The 15,314-nt window shown below is 41.9% G+C and carries 13 protein-coding genes; all 13 read left to right on the forward strand.

All coding sequences use genetic code 11. The features are described from left to right. The first annotated feature begins 5 nt into the window (after positions 1-5). The 13 genes from dpaA (at position 6) to ACZ43M_RS10270 (ending at position 15,314) form a co-directional block, all read left to right on the forward strand. Positions 6-905: a dipicolinic acid synthetase subunit A gene (dpaA, locus tag ACZ43M_RS10210; protein ID WP_464507294.1), complete on the forward strand. Its 900-nt coding sequence runs from the start codon at positions 6-8 to the stop codon at positions 903-905. After that, complete coding sequence (dpaB, locus tag ACZ43M_RS10215; protein WP_464507295.1) at positions 905-1,504, forward strand: dipicolinate synthase subunit B; 600 nt, start codon at positions 905-907, stop codon at positions 1,502-1,504. Before dpaA ends, dpaB begins: the two co-directional genes overlap by 1 nt. Positions 1,505-1,688: 184 nt before the next feature. Further along, a complete protein-coding gene (asd, locus tag ACZ43M_RS10220) occupies positions 1,689-2,738 on the forward strand; it encodes an aspartate-semialdehyde dehydrogenase (RefSeq protein WP_464507296.1) in 1,050 nt (349 codons plus the stop codon). A gap of 30 nt (positions 2,739-2,768) precedes the next feature. After that, positions 2,769-4,013 (forward strand): aspartate kinase, encoded by a 1,245-nt coding sequence (gene dapG / locus ACZ43M_RS10225; RefSeq protein ID WP_464507297.1) that lies wholly within the window; start codon positions 2,769-2,771, stop codon positions 4,011-4,013. A gap of 57 nt (positions 4,014-4,070) precedes the next feature. After that, positions 4,071-4,943, forward strand: coding sequence for a 4-hydroxy-tetrahydrodipicolinate synthase (dapA, locus tag ACZ43M_RS10230; protein ID WP_464507298.1), 873 nt, complete (start codon positions 4,071-4,073; stop codon positions 4,941-4,943). A 159-nt stretch (positions 4,944-5,102) separates the two neighbouring features. Continuing rightward, positions 5,103-6,770 carry a ribonuclease J gene (locus ACZ43M_RS10235; RefSeq protein WP_464507299.1) on the forward strand — a complete coding sequence of 556 codons (1,668 nt, stop codon included), beginning with the start codon at positions 5,103-5,105 and terminating at the stop codon, positions 6,768-6,770. 107 nt (positions 6,771-6,877) lie between these two features. Next, the gene (locus ACZ43M_RS10240) at positions 6,878-7,633 is read left to right on the forward strand and encodes a ClpP family protease (protein WP_464507300.1); all 756 of its coding nucleotides are present in this window, start codon (positions 6,878-6,880) and stop codon (positions 7,631-7,633) included. Continuing rightward, the gene (locus ACZ43M_RS10245) at positions 7,630-7,866 is read left to right on the forward strand and encodes a YlzJ-like family protein (protein WP_464507301.1); all 237 of its coding nucleotides are present in this window, start codon (positions 7,630-7,632) and stop codon (positions 7,864-7,866) included. The genes ACZ43M_RS10240 and ACZ43M_RS10245 overlap by 4 nt, the downstream gene beginning before the upstream one ends. Positions 7,867-7,995: 129 nt before the next feature. Next, on the forward strand, positions 7,996-10,350 hold the full coding sequence (locus ACZ43M_RS10250) for a DNA translocase FtsK (protein WP_464507302.1): 2,355 nt from the start codon (positions 7,996-7,998) through the stop codon (positions 10,348-10,350). Between the two features lie 254 nt (positions 10,351-10,604). Further along, positions 10,605-11,330, forward strand: coding sequence for a GntR family transcriptional regulator (locus tag ACZ43M_RS10255; protein WP_464507303.1), 726 nt, complete (start codon positions 10,605-10,607; stop codon positions 11,328-11,330). 83 nt (positions 11,331-11,413) lie between these two features. After that, on the forward strand, positions 11,414-12,520 hold the full coding sequence (locus ACZ43M_RS10260) for a BMP family lipoprotein (RefSeq protein WP_464507304.1): 1,107 nt from the start codon (positions 11,414-11,416) through the stop codon (positions 12,518-12,520). 194 nt (positions 12,521-12,714) lie between these two features. Continuing rightward, the gene (locus ACZ43M_RS10265; protein ID WP_464507305.1) at positions 12,715-14,238 is read left to right on the forward strand and encodes an ABC transporter ATP-binding protein; all 1,524 of its coding nucleotides are present in this window, start codon (positions 12,715-12,717) and stop codon (positions 14,236-14,238) included. Then, positions 14,235-15,314, forward strand: a complete 1,080-nt coding sequence (locus ACZ43M_RS10270; protein ID WP_464507306.1) for an ABC transporter permease — start codon at positions 14,235-14,237, stop codon at positions 15,312-15,314. Before ACZ43M_RS10265 ends, ACZ43M_RS10270 begins: the two co-directional genes overlap by 4 nt.

Consider the following 15,314-nt stretch of genomic DNA (forward strand, 5'->3'; position numbering starts at 1 on the left):
TTTTCATGCTGACAGGGATACAGCTAGCCGTTATTGGTGGAGATGCCAGACAGCTGGAAATTATCCGAAAGTTAACCGAATTGGATGCAAGATTGTCACTAATTGGTTTCGAGCAGCTTGACCACGCCTTCACCGGTGCAGTCAAGGAAAAGCTGGATGAGGTTGATTTTTCGAATATAGATGCCATTATTTTGCCAGTAGCCGGCACGAATTTAGAAGGGCAAGTAGAGACGATTTTCTCTAATGAGAAAGTGGTCTTAACAGAAGATATTCTTTCAAAGACACCCGAACATTGCACGATCTATTCAGGAATAACCAATTCCTATTTAAACGGAATTGTAAATCAGTCCAAGAGACAACTTGTTCAGTTGTTTGCAAGAGATGATGTGGCCATTTATAACTCCATTCCTACAGTGGAAGGAACGATTATGATGGCCATCCAGCATACGGACTTTACCATTCATGGCTCCAATGTTACCGTGCTCGGGTTGGGGCGCTGCGGTATGAGTATTGCAAGAGCTTTTCATGCCTTAGGTGCAAGAGTAAAGGTTGGGGCAAGAAAGAGTGAGCATCTTGCCAGAATCACTGAAATGGGGCTTACACCGTTTCAACTAGACAATACAGAAAAAGAGGTAACAAACACAGATATTTTAATTAATACAATTCCCTTATTGATTGTGACTCCCTCGGTTATTGCCAAACTCCCAACCCATACCCTCGTGATCGATATTGCGTCAAAACCTGGAGGAACCGATTTCCGTTATGCGGAGAAACGTGGGATTAAAGCGCTGCTGGCGCCAAGCTTGCCGGGGATTGTCGCGCCGAAAACGGCCGGGCAAATTTTAGCAGATGTTCTGACACAATTACTCCATGAGTCCCATCAGAATAGAAAGGGGAATGCGTAATGAATTTGAAAGGGAAAAGAATTGGATTTGGCCTTACTGGGTCACATTGTACGTATGACGCCGTGTTTCCAGAAATCGAAAAGCTGGTTCAAGCGGGTGCCGAAGTGGTTCCGATTGTCACCTTTACTGTAAAAAATACAGATACCCGGTTTGGGAAGGGAGAGGACTGGGTTGAGCGGATTGAGGATTTAACTGGTCATAAGGTCATTGATTCGATTGTTAAAGCTGAACCATTAGGACCTAAAATGCCATTGGACTGCATGATCATTGCTCCATTAACGGGTGTGTCGATGAGCAAATTTGCCAATGCCATGAATGACAGTCCCGTGTTAATGGCGGCAAAAGCAACCTTACGAAACTTAAAACCGGTTGTTCTCGGGATATCTACCAATGATGCTCTCGGTTTAAATGGCGTGAATTTAATGAGATTAATGGCGACAAAACATATTTACTTTATCCCATATGGGCAGGATGATCCGATTAAAAAGCCAAATTCAATGGTAGCGAGAATGACAATGCTGCAGGAAACAGTGGAAGCGGCAATGGAAGGCAGACAGCTTCAGCCAGTATTAGTAGAAAGGTACAAAGACGCTGACTAATTTTATGACCCCAAGGTGAAAAAAGGTTATTTCTTTCCGGGATTATGATAAAATAAAATAATCATTTATCAGTGGGTTGTTTCCTTAACCCACTGATGTGGTTTACCAATATATTAATAATGATACTGGAAAAATAGCTGTTATAGGGAATAACCGGCCAGTGTATTTGAAAGGGGAACAAAAGATGAATCAGCAAAATGGATTTCATGTGGCAGTTGTAGGTGCAACAGGAGCGGTTGGACAACAAATGATCCAAACATTAGTCAAGGAGAATTTTCCAATCAGCAAACTTACTTTACTTTCTTCGGCTCGTTCTGCAGGGAAAATCCTTGAAGTAAATGGCCAGGAATATACCGTTCAGGAAGCAACACCAGATAGCTTTGAAGGTGTAGATATTGCCTTATTCAGTGCCGGTGGAAGTGTTTCAAAGGAACTTGCTCTTGAAGCGGTTAAACGCGGAGCCATTGTTGTGGACAACACAAGTGCATTCCGAATGGATACGGATATTCCTTTAGTGGTTCCAGAGGTGAATGAAGCAGATTTACATCAACATAATGGTATCATTGCCAATCCAAATTGCTCTACCATCCAAATGGTTGTTGCGCTTGAACCAATTCGTCAAAAATACGGTTTGAAAAAGGTCATTGTTTCAACCTATCAGGCAGTATCCGGTGCTGGTGCAGCAGCGGTGGAAGAATTAATGGGGCAGACAAAGGCAATCATAAATGGCGAGTCCTATGAAACAAATATTCTGCCAGTAAAATCAGATAAAAAGCATTATCAAATAGCGTTCAATGCGATTCCGCAAATTGATAAATTCCAAGAAAATGGATATACATTTGAAGAAATGAAAATGATCAATGAAACAAAGAAAATTATGCATATGCCAGATTTACGGGTATCCGCTACTTGCGTTCGTTTACCTGTTGCAGTTGGCCATTCGGAATCGGTATACTTTGAAATTGAATCAGATAACGTGAGTGCAGCCGAAATTAAAGCGCTGCTCAAGGATGCTCCGGGTGTGATTTTACAGGACGACCCTGAAAATCAAATTTACCCAATGCCGGCAGATTGTGTTGGGAAAAATGATGTCTTCGTAGGAAGAATTAGAAATGATATTGATGAACCACGAGGTTTTCATATGTGGGTTGTTTCCGATAACCTACTTAAAGGGGCAGCCTGGAATTCAGTACAAATAGCGGAAAGATTAGTGAATTTAGGTATAGTAAAATAAAAGCCAAAAAAGGCAGGTTTTGGTGTCACCATGAAAATCATCGTTCAAAAATTTGGCGGTACATCTGTCAAAGATGAAGAAAGCAGAATACAAGCACAAGGACATATTGAGAAGGCGTTGGGTGAAGGCTATAAGGTGGTAGTTGTCGTATCGGCAATGGGGAGAAATGGCGACCCGTATGCAACGGATACACTCCTATCACTAATTGGCGGAAATGTAAGCCAGCTTTCTAAACGGGAATTCGATATTTTAATGTCTTGTGGCGAAGTCATTTCAAGTATTGTATTTACAAACATGCTTGTCGAAAGCGGGATCAATGCTGCAGCATTAACAGGCGCGCAAGCTGGATTTAGAACAAATAACGATCATACAAATGCAAAAATTATTGAAATGAAATGTGACCGGCTTTTGAGAGAGCTTGAGAATCACGATGTTGTGGTTGTAGCGGGCTTTCAAGGGGCGGCTAAAAATGGCGATGTCACAACTATTGGCCGTGGGGGCAGTGATACATCAGCAGCAGCTCTTGGAGCAGCCCTTAATGCCGAATGGATAGATATTTTTACCGATGTGGAAGGAATCATGACGGCTGACCCGCGCATTGCGGAAAATGCCAGACCACTTTCTGTTGTAACCTATACAGAGGTTTGCAATATGGCCTACCAGGGGGCAAAGGTCATTCATCCAAGAGCCGTTGAAATTGCGATGCAGGCTAAGGTTCCAATTCGCATTCGCTCGACCTATTCTGATTCCCTTGGAACATTGGTCACGTCCATTAACAAACATAATCGTGGAAGTGATATTAAAGAACGATTGGTAACAGGTATCGCTCATGTTTCCAATGTCACACAAATTAAAGTCTTTGCCAAAAAAGACCAGTATTACTTGCAAGCTGAGGTTTTTAAAGCGATGGCTAATGAGAAAATCAGTGTTGATTTTATCAATATTTCACCAAACGGAGTCGTTTACACGGTTACCGATGAAATGTCGGATAAAGCAATACGCGTGTTAAATCAACTGGGACATGACCCCGTGGTAGAACGGCATTGTGCCAAAGTATCGGTGGTCGGTGCGGGAATCGCGGGTGTGCCGGGGGTTACTTCCAAAATCGTAACAGCTCTTTCCGATCAAGGAATCCGCATTTTACAATCGGCAGACAGCCATACCACGATCTGGGTCCTTGTGAAACAAGATGATTTGGTAAAATCGGTTAATGCTTTACATGACGCGTTTCATTTAGAAGAAGAATCGCTTGAATTAAATGCAACAGATTTCTAAAAGACCAATAGGCATTTGCTTTAAAAAAATGCATCTGTTTTTGAAAGGAGTAAGACAATGGTTCACTTCGGGAGAGTAGCAACGGCGATGGTCACCCCTTTTGATAATAAAGGGCATATAGACTTTGCAAAGACCACGAAGTTGGTAAATTATTTAATTGAAAATGGTACGGATTCGCTTGTTGTTGCGGGGACCACAGGAGAATCACCGACATTATCGAAGGAAGAGAAGTTGGCATTATTTGATCATGTCGTTAAGGCTGTAAACAAAAGAATCCCTGTTATTGCCGGGACGGGCAGCAACAACACCTATGCCTCGATTGAATTAACGAAAAAGGCGGAGCAGCTTGGTGTTGACGGTATTATGGTTGTTGCGCCATATTACAATAAGCCTAACCAGGAGGGTCTTTACCAGCATTTTAAAGCAGTCGCAGAGGCTGCATCCCTTCCGGTTATGGTCTATAACATCCCGAGTCGGTCAGCGGTTAATATTGCTCCTGAAACGATTATTCGACTTTCCAAAGTTCCGAATATTGTTGCGGTAAAAGAAGCGAGCGGTAATCTAAATGCAATGGCACACATTATTGCTAATACGGATGATGATTTTGTCCTTTACAGCGGTGATGATAGCGTCACACTTCCTATCCTTGCAATCGGGGGAGCAGGAGTGGTTTCCGTTGCTTCACATGTTATCGGGAATGAAATGCAGGAGATGGTTAAGGCATTTTTTGATGGGGAAACAAAAAATGCGGCCGCCTTGCATCGAAAGGTGCTTCCGATTATGGAAGGGCTATTTAAAGCACCAAGCCCAGCACCAGTTAAAACTGCTTTGCAATTGAAGGGTTTGGATGTCGGTTCTGTCAGACTGCCGCTAGTAGGATTGACAGAGCAGGAACGTTCTACCTTAGCTTCAGTTTTAAATAGTTTGTAATATTCAAGAAAACCAGCCAGCGCTGGTTTTCTTTTTTTGATTGTAAAGGTTTTCCTATTTAAAGTATAATAAACATAACTGATTTTGATGATCGGCGACAGAATAGCCAGAGCCTTGGTTTCTGGCTGGATTGTAATTCAACTTAGGAGGAAAGTGATCGTGATAAAGAAAAAAAATCAATCCATCAAGGTTATCCCACTTGGTGGTGTAGGAGAAATCGGAAAAAATATGTATCTTGTAGAAGTGGACAAGGACATATTGATTATTGATGCCGGCTTAATGTTCCCCGAGGAAGAAATGTTGGGCATTGATATGGTTATTCCAGATCTTACCTACTTAAAAGAAAATAAGGATCGGGTCAAAGCTATTTTTCTAACTCATGGACATGAAGATCATATTGGTGCGCTTTCCTATGTTTTGCGTCAGACAGATGTTCCTGTTTACGGAACAAAGTTGACTCTGGCACTTGCGGGTGCAAAGCTTAAGGAACAGGATTATTCAAAAAGACCAACTTTTATAGAAGTAGATTCCGATACAGTTGTGGAATTGGATTCTGTTCATGTAAGCTTTTTCAGAACCAATCATAGTATTCCTGATTCAGTTGGAGTATGCATACATACTTCCGAAGGAGTCATTGTTTACACCGGTGACTTTAAATTTGATCAGGCAGCGACAAAACTGTACAAGCCGGAAATTGGGAAAATGGCTGCGATTGGTGAGCAGGGAGTTTTATGCTTATTGTCCGATAGTACAGAAGCCGAAAAGCCTGGGTACACCACCTCAGAGGCAATTGTAGAACGTGAAATGTCAAATGCCTTCTATAATGCACAGGGAAGAATTATTGCTGCCTGTTTTGCTTCAGATATTAACAGAATCCAGCATATCTTTGATGCCGCTAAGGAAAGCCATCGAAAAGTTGCCGTAGTAGGCAAAAGCCTGGAGCGAATTTATCATATTGCTTTAGATTTGGGCTATTTGGATGTTGCGGATGATTTAATTATTTCCATTGATGAATTAAAGAATTATCAGGATCGCCAAATCGTTGTTCTAATGACTGGTAGTCAAGGTGAACCAATTGAAGCGTTGCAAAAAATGGCTAAGCAGTCACATAAGTTGGTGAATATCCAGCAAGGTGATACAGTTCTGATCGCGGCCTCGCCGCTCCGGGGAAGTGAAGTATTTTTATTTAAAACCGTTGACATGCTTTTCCGCGCAGGAGCCAATGTCGTGTCCGGAAAGCGTACGATCCATGTTTCCAGTCATGGAAGCCAAGAAGAATTAAAGTTTATGATTAATTTGATGCAGCCAAAATTCTTTATTCCTGTCCATGGTGAATACCGAATGCTGAAGGCACACCGGAAAATTGCCATTGAATGCGGCATACCAGATGAAAAGATCTGTATTCCTGACCGTGGTGATGTTGTGGAGTGGAAAGATAACAGATTTTCCATTACCGGAAAAGTTCCTTCTGGCAATACCCTGATTGATGGGATTGGAGTTGGCGATGTTGGCAATATCGTCTTGCGTGACCGTAAACTATTGTCCCAGGATGGAATCCTCATCGTTGTTGTTACCCTTACAAAACAAGAGAAGAAGATTGCTGCAGGTCCAGAAATTATCTCGAGGGGCTTTGTCTATGTCCGGGAATCGGAAAAATTAATGGATGACTCAACAAAGCTGGTTCGGGAGATTGTTGAACGAAATATCGCCAAAGAAACATTTGATTGGGCCAGTTTAAAACAGGAAATCAGGGATGGTTTAAATCGTTTCTTATTCGAAAAAACAAAGCGCAGACCAATGGTCCTGCCTATTATCATGGAAGTGTAATATAAAGGCACCGGCACGCCCGGTGTCTTTTTGTATGAAAATATCAAGCATGATTTCCCGTTGCATGTAAATACTAGAGTATATCATGTTTGAAAGGGAGTATCAGAATGGATCGGGATTTATATAGAAATCAATCCAATGACCAAGGAGGCGGTGAACCCCAAAAAGAAGAAAAGCCGGCCTCCACTTTAATAGAAAAGATCCAACAGCTTGGACAGACCAATGTACCGCAGCTTTCACCGGATTCCAAAATCCATTGTTTAACGATTATCGGCCAAATTGAGGGACATCTTGCCTTGCCGCCGCAAAATAAAACGACAAAATATGAACATCTTATTCCCCAGTTGGTAGCAATTGAGCAAAATCCTAACATAGAGGGCTTGCTGATTATTTTAAATACTGTCGGCGGTGATGTGGAGGCAGGTCTGGCGATATCCGAGATGCTTGCCACACTATCAAAACCAACAGTTTCGATTGTTTTAGGCGGAGGACATTCGATTGGCGTACCAATCGCTGTATCCTGTGATTATTCGTTCATTGCCGAAACAGCGACCATGACAATTCACCCAATCAGGCTTACAGGCTTGGTAATCGGAGTGCCGCAAACATTTGAATACATGGATAAAATGCAAGAACGAGTCGTTAATTTCGTGACTAAGCATTCCAAAATTCAGGAGGAAACGTTTAAAGATCTCATGTTTGCAAAAGGAAATTTAACCAGGGATATCGGCACAAATGTCATCGGGGCTGATGCAGTTAAAGTCGGGCTCATTGATGAAATAGGCGGTCTTGGCCAGGCCATGAAAAAGTTAAATGAACTGATAGAATTGAAACGGGACAATAAAGAGGGGTTGATCCAATGATCCTTTACACGATGATGCCGCAAGAATTAATCTTCCCCCACGAATCAGAAGCTGCTGCCAACCAACAGATGGTTTCCTATCAGGGTGTTCCCCTTATGGTGGAAGCTGTCGATGGGCAGTATGCCCAAGTGATCCGGATTTTAAGCAGTGACCCACAGCATTTTTTAAATGAGCAAATCTGCCCGGGTACGAAAATTTCTTTTGCAAATCTGAATGGATATCAGGAAATCTAGTAAAAGACTATGGTATAATGAGGGAAACGTGACAAGAGCAGCCAGTTAATAGGGCTGCTTTTCTGCCTTTTTGGATGGGCACTATTGAAAATGATAGCAATCAAAATGATGAATGACCAAGGTGATTAAATGGCTAAAAAAAAGAAACGACAACCTAAGCGAAGGGATACACAGCTAAAAAGAACCGTTAAATATGAGCTATCTGCTTTATTGATACTTGCAATTGCGATTATCTCAATAGCCAAGCTTGGGGCTGTTGGGAGGGCTACCGTTCTTTTCTTCCGTTTTTGGATGGGTGAATGGTACATGCTCAGTTTGCTGGGCCTTGTCCTGTTAAGTATTTATTTGATGTGGAAAAGGGAAATACCATTTTTCTTTCATATTAAATTAGTGGGCAGCTATTTTATTGTCTCAGCCATCCTATTATTAAGCCATGTAACTCTGTTTCACTTATTAACAAACGAAGGAAAATTTGAGAATCCCAGTGTAATCGGGAATACATGGGAATTGTTTATGATGGAATTGCGTGGTGAAACGAGTACGACCGACCTTGGTGGCGGGATTCTTGGCGCTGTTCTTTATGCGTTATTTCATTATTTGTTTGCGGAAACCGGGACGAAGATTATCGCATTCATTTTTATCCTGGTCGGGTTTATTTTGTTAACGGGAAAATCCTTCGGCGATTTTGTCGGAAAGATCATCCTTGCGATTTTTGGTTTTTCGAAAAATCAATGGGCCGCCTTTAAGAGCGATGTGACCCAATGGAAGCAAAAACAGCAGGATCGCAAGAATGAACGCAGTACCAGGAGCCAGCAAGGACAGGAAAATCAGCAGACTGAAGTTCCGCCCATTATTAATGCCGGGCAGATACCTCCTGTAGACGACCCGAACATTCCGGAGCCGATTATCTCTAGTTTTGCTGATCGAGCCTATTTGGAAGAAACGCCGAAGGATAAACCAAGTAAGGAACAAACGCGATCAAGGCGAAGCAAAAAAGTAGAGGAAGAAGAGGATCAGACACCGCCAATCACCTTTACAGAAGTAGAGGTGGAAAATGTCGATTATCAACTGCCATCGCTCAGGCTTTTGAAAATGCCTAAGAAAACAGACCAAAGCGGCGAATTTGAACTGATCAATAAGAATGCCGCTAAACTTGAACGAACATTCCAAAGCTTTGGTGTAAAGGCCAGGGTAACCCAAGTCCATTTGGGGCCTGCCGTTACAAAATATGAAGTTCATCCCGATGTGGGTGTAAAAGTAAGTAAAATCGTCAGTTTGAGTGATGATATTGCACTAGCGCTTGCCGCTAAAGGGATTCGAATTGAAGCTCCGATTCCCGGAAAGTCTGCTATCGGGATTGAAGTGCCAAATTCGGAAGTGGCAATGGTTTCCCTGCGCGAGGTGTTGGAAGCAACGCAGAATAATAAACCGGATGCCAAGCTTATGATTGGGCTTGGCAGAGATATTACCGGGGAGGCTGTAATGGCCGAATTAAACAAAATGCCACACTTGCTTGTAGCCGGGGCAACGGGAAGCGGAAAAAGTGTTTGTATAAACGGGATTATCACGAGTCTGCTAATGCGGGCAAAGCCGCATGAAGTGAAATTAATGATGATTGACCCTAAAATGGTAGAGTTGAATGTTTACAATGGCATTCCACATTTACTCGCTCCGGTTGTGACGGATGCCAAAAAAGCTTCACAGGCTTTGAAAAAGGTTGTCAGTGAGATGGAGCGGAGATATGAGCTGTTTTCCCACACAGGAACGCGTAATATTGAAGTCTACAATGACCATGTAAGGACCCATAACCTTGAGGGAAATGATAAACAGCCGCTCCTGCCATATATTGTGGTTATTGTAGACGAGCTGGCAGACTTAATGATGGTGGCATCATCAGATGTGGAAGATTCAATTACCCGGCTTGCGCAAATGGCGCGCGCTGCTGGTATCCATTTAATCATTGCCACGCAGCGTCCTTCTGTAGATGTCATTACCGGGGTCATAAAAGCAAATATCCCATCACGAATAGCTTTTGCTGTTTCAAGTGCGACTGACTCAAGAACAATCCTCGATATGGGTGGAGCAGAAAAGTTACTTGGCAGAGGGGACATGCTGTTTATGCCGGTGGGGGCTACGAAACCTGTCCGGGTCCAAGGTGCCTTCCTTTCAGATGAAGAGGTTGAAGATACTGTTTCCTATGTTATTTCTCAGCAGAAGGCACAGTATCAAGAGGAAATGATTCCGGATGACGTTCCTGAGGCGGTCGGTGAGGTCGATGATGAATTATATGATGAGGCAGTTCAGCTTGTCGTTGACATGCAAACTGCATCCGTTTCAATGCTGCAGCGCCGCTTTCGGATTGGATATACCAGAGCGGCCCGACTGATAGATGAAATGGAAGTTCGGGGTGTAGTTGGTCCATATGAGGGCAGTAAGCCGCGTGCAGTATTAATAACAAAACAAGATGAAGAAATAAGTTCATAAATGAGAAAAAAACAGGGAGAAATGGCCCTGTTTTTTTCCTGTTTTTGACTAGTAAAAAAATGACATATTTTATTATAACAGAAAATTTGATATGTTAAGGAATAAATTTGACCCATTCATAATCTTTACGCCTTTTTTCGACAAAATCATGAAATTCTATTTTATTTTAACAAGAAACATGATAATATAATTTCGATTAGTAGGAATGATATCAGAGGTCTGATGTCTTAGGAAAAAGGCTGGGGGAAAGCAGCATGTCCATAAAGTCAGATAACCGGCATTTGTATTTGCAGGTGATTGATCGCCTAAAGCAGGATATTGAAAATGGGGTATATAAAGAAAAAGAAAAGTTACCTTCAGAATTCGATCTTGCCAAACAGCTTGGAGTGAGCAGGGCAACGCTTCGAGAAGCTTTACGCATACTTGAAGAGGAAAACGTTATCATTAGGCGCCATGGTGTTGGCACCTTTGTAAACGCAAAGCCATTGTTTACTTCGGGTATTGAACAGCTTAATAGTGTTACTCACATGATTAAGCAGGCTGGAATGAAGCCAGGAACCATTTTCTTAAGATCATCGAAACAAGACCCTACCGAAGAGGATATCCGCCGTTTCTCATGTTCTGCTGATGAGGAGATTGTCGTGATTGAAAGGGTAAGGACCGCAAATGGCGAACCTGTTGTCTATTGTATAGATAAAGTGCCAGCACATATATTGCCGGAAACCTTCTCCCATGAAGAAGAATCAATCTTCAACATTTTGGACGGGGAGGCAAACCGAAGAATTACATACGCGGTTGCGCAAATCGAGCCAATTGGCTATCACGAAAAAATTTCTCCCATTTTGGAATGCGACCCCGAAACTGCACTGTTGGTACTAAAACAGATGCATTTCGATGAAATGGATGAACCGGTTCTATTCTCGGTAAACTATTTTAAAGCGGATAAGTTCAGCTTTCATGTGCTGCGAAAACGTGTTTAATTTAAAACAGTTATGAACGCATGAGCTGTCCCGATAAAATTCATACCTACTATGTCAAAAAACCAATATAGGGGGTCAATGACTTGAAAAAGCGTAAGTTTGGTTTAATCGCGTCGTTAGTTTTAGCAGCAGGCACAATGTTAGCTGCATGTGGCGGCGGTGATGATGAAGGTACTGGCGGTAAGGATAACGGCGACAAAAAATCTATTAAGGTTGGTATGGTTACCGACTCCGGTACAATTGATGATAAATCCTTTAACCAAGGTACATGGGAAGGGATTCTTAAGGCGAAAGATGACCTTGGCATTCAAACAAAGTATCTTAAACCAACTGGAACAACAGAAGCTGATTACCTCAAAGAAATTGGCAACTTATACGATGCCGGTTACAAGTTCATCGTGACACCTGGTTTCAAATTTGAAACTGCTGTTTACCAAGCACAAGATAAATATAAAGATGCCAAATTTGTCATCCTTGATGGTACTGCCCATAAAGGTGATGGCAAAGCCGCTCTTAAGGATAACACTGTCTCCATCTTTTTCGCTGAACAAGAAGCTGGATTCGCTGCTGGCGTAGCAGCTGCTCTTGAGTTGAAAGAAGGAGAAGCAGGATTTATCGGCGGTATGGAAATCCCTCCTGTTCAAAAGTTCAACTGGGGCTGGCAACAAGGTATTAAATACGCAAACGAAAATTTAGGTACGAAAATTACCCTTAAAGCGGAAAACGTAATTTATCAAGGATCTTTTGATAACGTTGCTGCTGGCCAGCAAATTGCTGCTCAAATGTTCGACCGTGGTGTAGACGTAATCCACGCTGCAGCTGGCGGTGTTGGTGTTGGAGCAATCAATGAAGCAAAAACTCGTGCGAAATCCGGGGAAAAGGTTTGGATCGTCGGTGTTGACGTTGACCAGTTTGATGATGGTAAATACGATGGCGATAAATCAATTATTTTAACTTCTGCAATGAAGAAAATTGATCATGCATCTTATGACATGATTCAGCGTGAGTTAGATGGAAAATTCCCAGGCGGAGAAACATTAACCTTTGATGCGAAGGTTGACGGGGTTGGAATTCCTGAGAAAAACCCTAACTTGAGCGATGATACAGTTGCAAAAGTAAAAGAAGTATTTGACAAGATTAAATCCGGTGATATCAAAGTCTCTGCTGAACAAGGGGATTTATTCAAGTAATAAGAGTCATAAAAGAGACGGCTTGTTCCGTCTCTTTTATGTATTACCGTTCAGCTTAATAACCATATTAAAACAGAACACATTGGCTCAAGATCTTGAAGTTTTTTAAAAGAATCTTTTAGTTCTGGTGCAGCAATAGGGTGAACCCCTATTTTTGTAAGAAACCTGAGTCTAATATAAAGGTGAGTGCTATTATGAGTTATGTTGTTGAAATGCTGAATATCAGGAAGGAATTCCCAGGTATTGTAGCAAATGATAATATCACACTGACATTGAAAAAAGGAGAAATTCATGCATTATTAGGTGAAAATGGTGCCGGGAAATCAACTTTAATGGGTGTCTTATTTGGAATGTATCAGCCAGAACGAGGAGAGATTAAGGTTCGGGGGAAAGAAGTTCGTATCACAAATCCCAATGTTGCAAATGATCTTGGCATTGGAATGGTCCATCAGCATTTTAAACTGGTTGAAAATTTTACGGTTACAGAAAATATTATTCTTGGCAATGAACCCTTAAAAGGGGGCGTCCTCGATATTGCCAAAGCTTCGAAAAGAATTGAAGAATTATCAAAGCATTATGGTTTAAATGTTGACCCGCATGCAAAGATTGAAGATATTTCTGTAGGTATGCAGCAAAGGGTAGAAATCATGAAAATGCTTTATCGTGAAGCAGAGGTTCTTATATTTGATGAACCAACAGCCGTTTTAACACCGGCTGAAATAGACGAATTGATGAAGATCATGCGTAACCTGATCAACGAAGGTAAATCTATTATTATCATTACTCATAAATTAAGAGAGATAAAAGCGGTAGCCGATCGTTGCACCGTTATTAGACGTGGTAAGGGAATTGGAACCGTTAATGTGGCAGAAGCAAGTGAAGAAAGTCTTGCTGAGATGATGGTCGGCCGCCATGTTAACTTCGAAGTGAATAAGAAAGAAAGTACGCCTGGAGATGTTGTACTTAAAATAGATGATATTTCTGTAAAAAACAACCGAAAAGTCTTGGGATTAAAAAATTTCTCGCTTGAAGTAAGAAAAGGGGAAATTGTCGGGATTGCCGGAGTTGAAGGAAATGGACAGTCAGAACTAGTGGAAGCGATTACCGGGCTCCGCAAGGCTGAATCCGGAACAATATTTTTAAATGGCGAAGAAATTACGAATATTCCGATCCGCAAAAGAATCGAAAAAGGCATTAGCCATATTCCTGAAGACAGACATAGACGTGGTCTCGTACTCGATTATACAATGGAATCCAACATGGTTTTGGAAGTTTATAATAAACCTCCATTTGCCAAGCGTGGGTTGCTAAATAGGTCTGCCATCCGGGAATATGCAAAAAAAATCATTGAAAATTTTGATGTCCGCTCCGGAGAAGGTGCAGCATCGGTTGCTAGAACTTTATCAGGGGGAAATCAGCAAAAAGCGATTATTGGGCGCGAATTGGAGTTAAACCCTGACCTCTTGATTGCCGTTCAACCAACTCGTGGATTGGATGTCGGATCTATTGAATATATTCATAAACGGTTGATAGAACATCGTGATAAAGGAAAGGCTGTCCTTCTAGTATCTTTGGAGTTGGACGAAGTCTTGCAGCTTTCGGACAGGATTGCCATCGTTAACAATGGAGAATTAATTGGCATTGTTAATGCTTCGGAAACGAATGAGAACGAAGTAGGCTTGATGATGGCTGGAGTAAATAAGGAGAGAAGCGTATGAGACAAACCATCGTATCTATTATAGCAATTATTTTGGGTCTGGTTGCTGGTGGACTCTTGATGCTCTTTATTGGGGCCAATCCAATCGAAGGGTATACCTACTTATTCCAAGGTGCGTTAAGAAATATTGAACGGATTGGTAACACTTTGGCGACCGCCACTCCCTTAATTTTTGCAGGTCTGTCTGTTGCCTTTGCTTTCCGAACAGGCCTATTTAATATCGGCGGGTCCGGGCAGATGCTAGTCGGTGGATTATGTGCCACTGCAGTAGCCTTAACTTTTGATCTATCAAGACCGGTTTTGATTCTTGCGATGGTTCTGGCTGGTATTCTGGGTGGAGCCTTATGGGCATTGATTCCTGGGGTATTAAAAGCAAAGTTCAATGTGCATGAAGTTGTTTCAACTATCATGATGAACTGGATTGCCTATTGGACAATTTATTATGTGGTACCGGGTTATTTTAAGGGTGAATTCCTTGAAACTGAATCCCGGAAATTGGAAGAGGCACAAACCTTGAGGGTTCCTTTTCTAACAGACATGTTTCAGGGGTCCTATATCAATTTGGGGATTTTCTTTGCAATCATTGCCGTTCTAATCATTGCTTTTATTATTGATAAAACAACATTGGGCTTTGAATTAAAGGCTGTTGGCTTCAACCGCCATGCTGCGGAATATGCAGGTATGCAAGTTAATCGAAATATTATTTTATCCATGCTCATTTCAGGTGCACTTGCCGGCCTTGGTGGTGTGGCACTATATACGGGAAATGCTTCAAGTATCCAAATCGGTATTCTGCCATCTCAGGGATATGATGGAATTGCCGTCGCATTATTGGGCGCAAACAATCCAATCGGTGCCTTTTTTGCCGCAATTCTTTTTGGTATTTTATATTCCGGGACAGGTTTTATGAATGCAATGATCGAAATCCCGCCAGAACTTGCCAATACAATTATTGCTATTATTATCTATTTTGCTGCCACGAGTGTACTAATTGAACGCTTATTAAATAAATTCAGCAAGCGCCGTTCCAATAGGCAGGAAACGAATGGATCCGTTGGTAAGAAGGGAGTATCATAA

This window comes from Neobacillus sp. B24 (assembly GCF_055381825.1).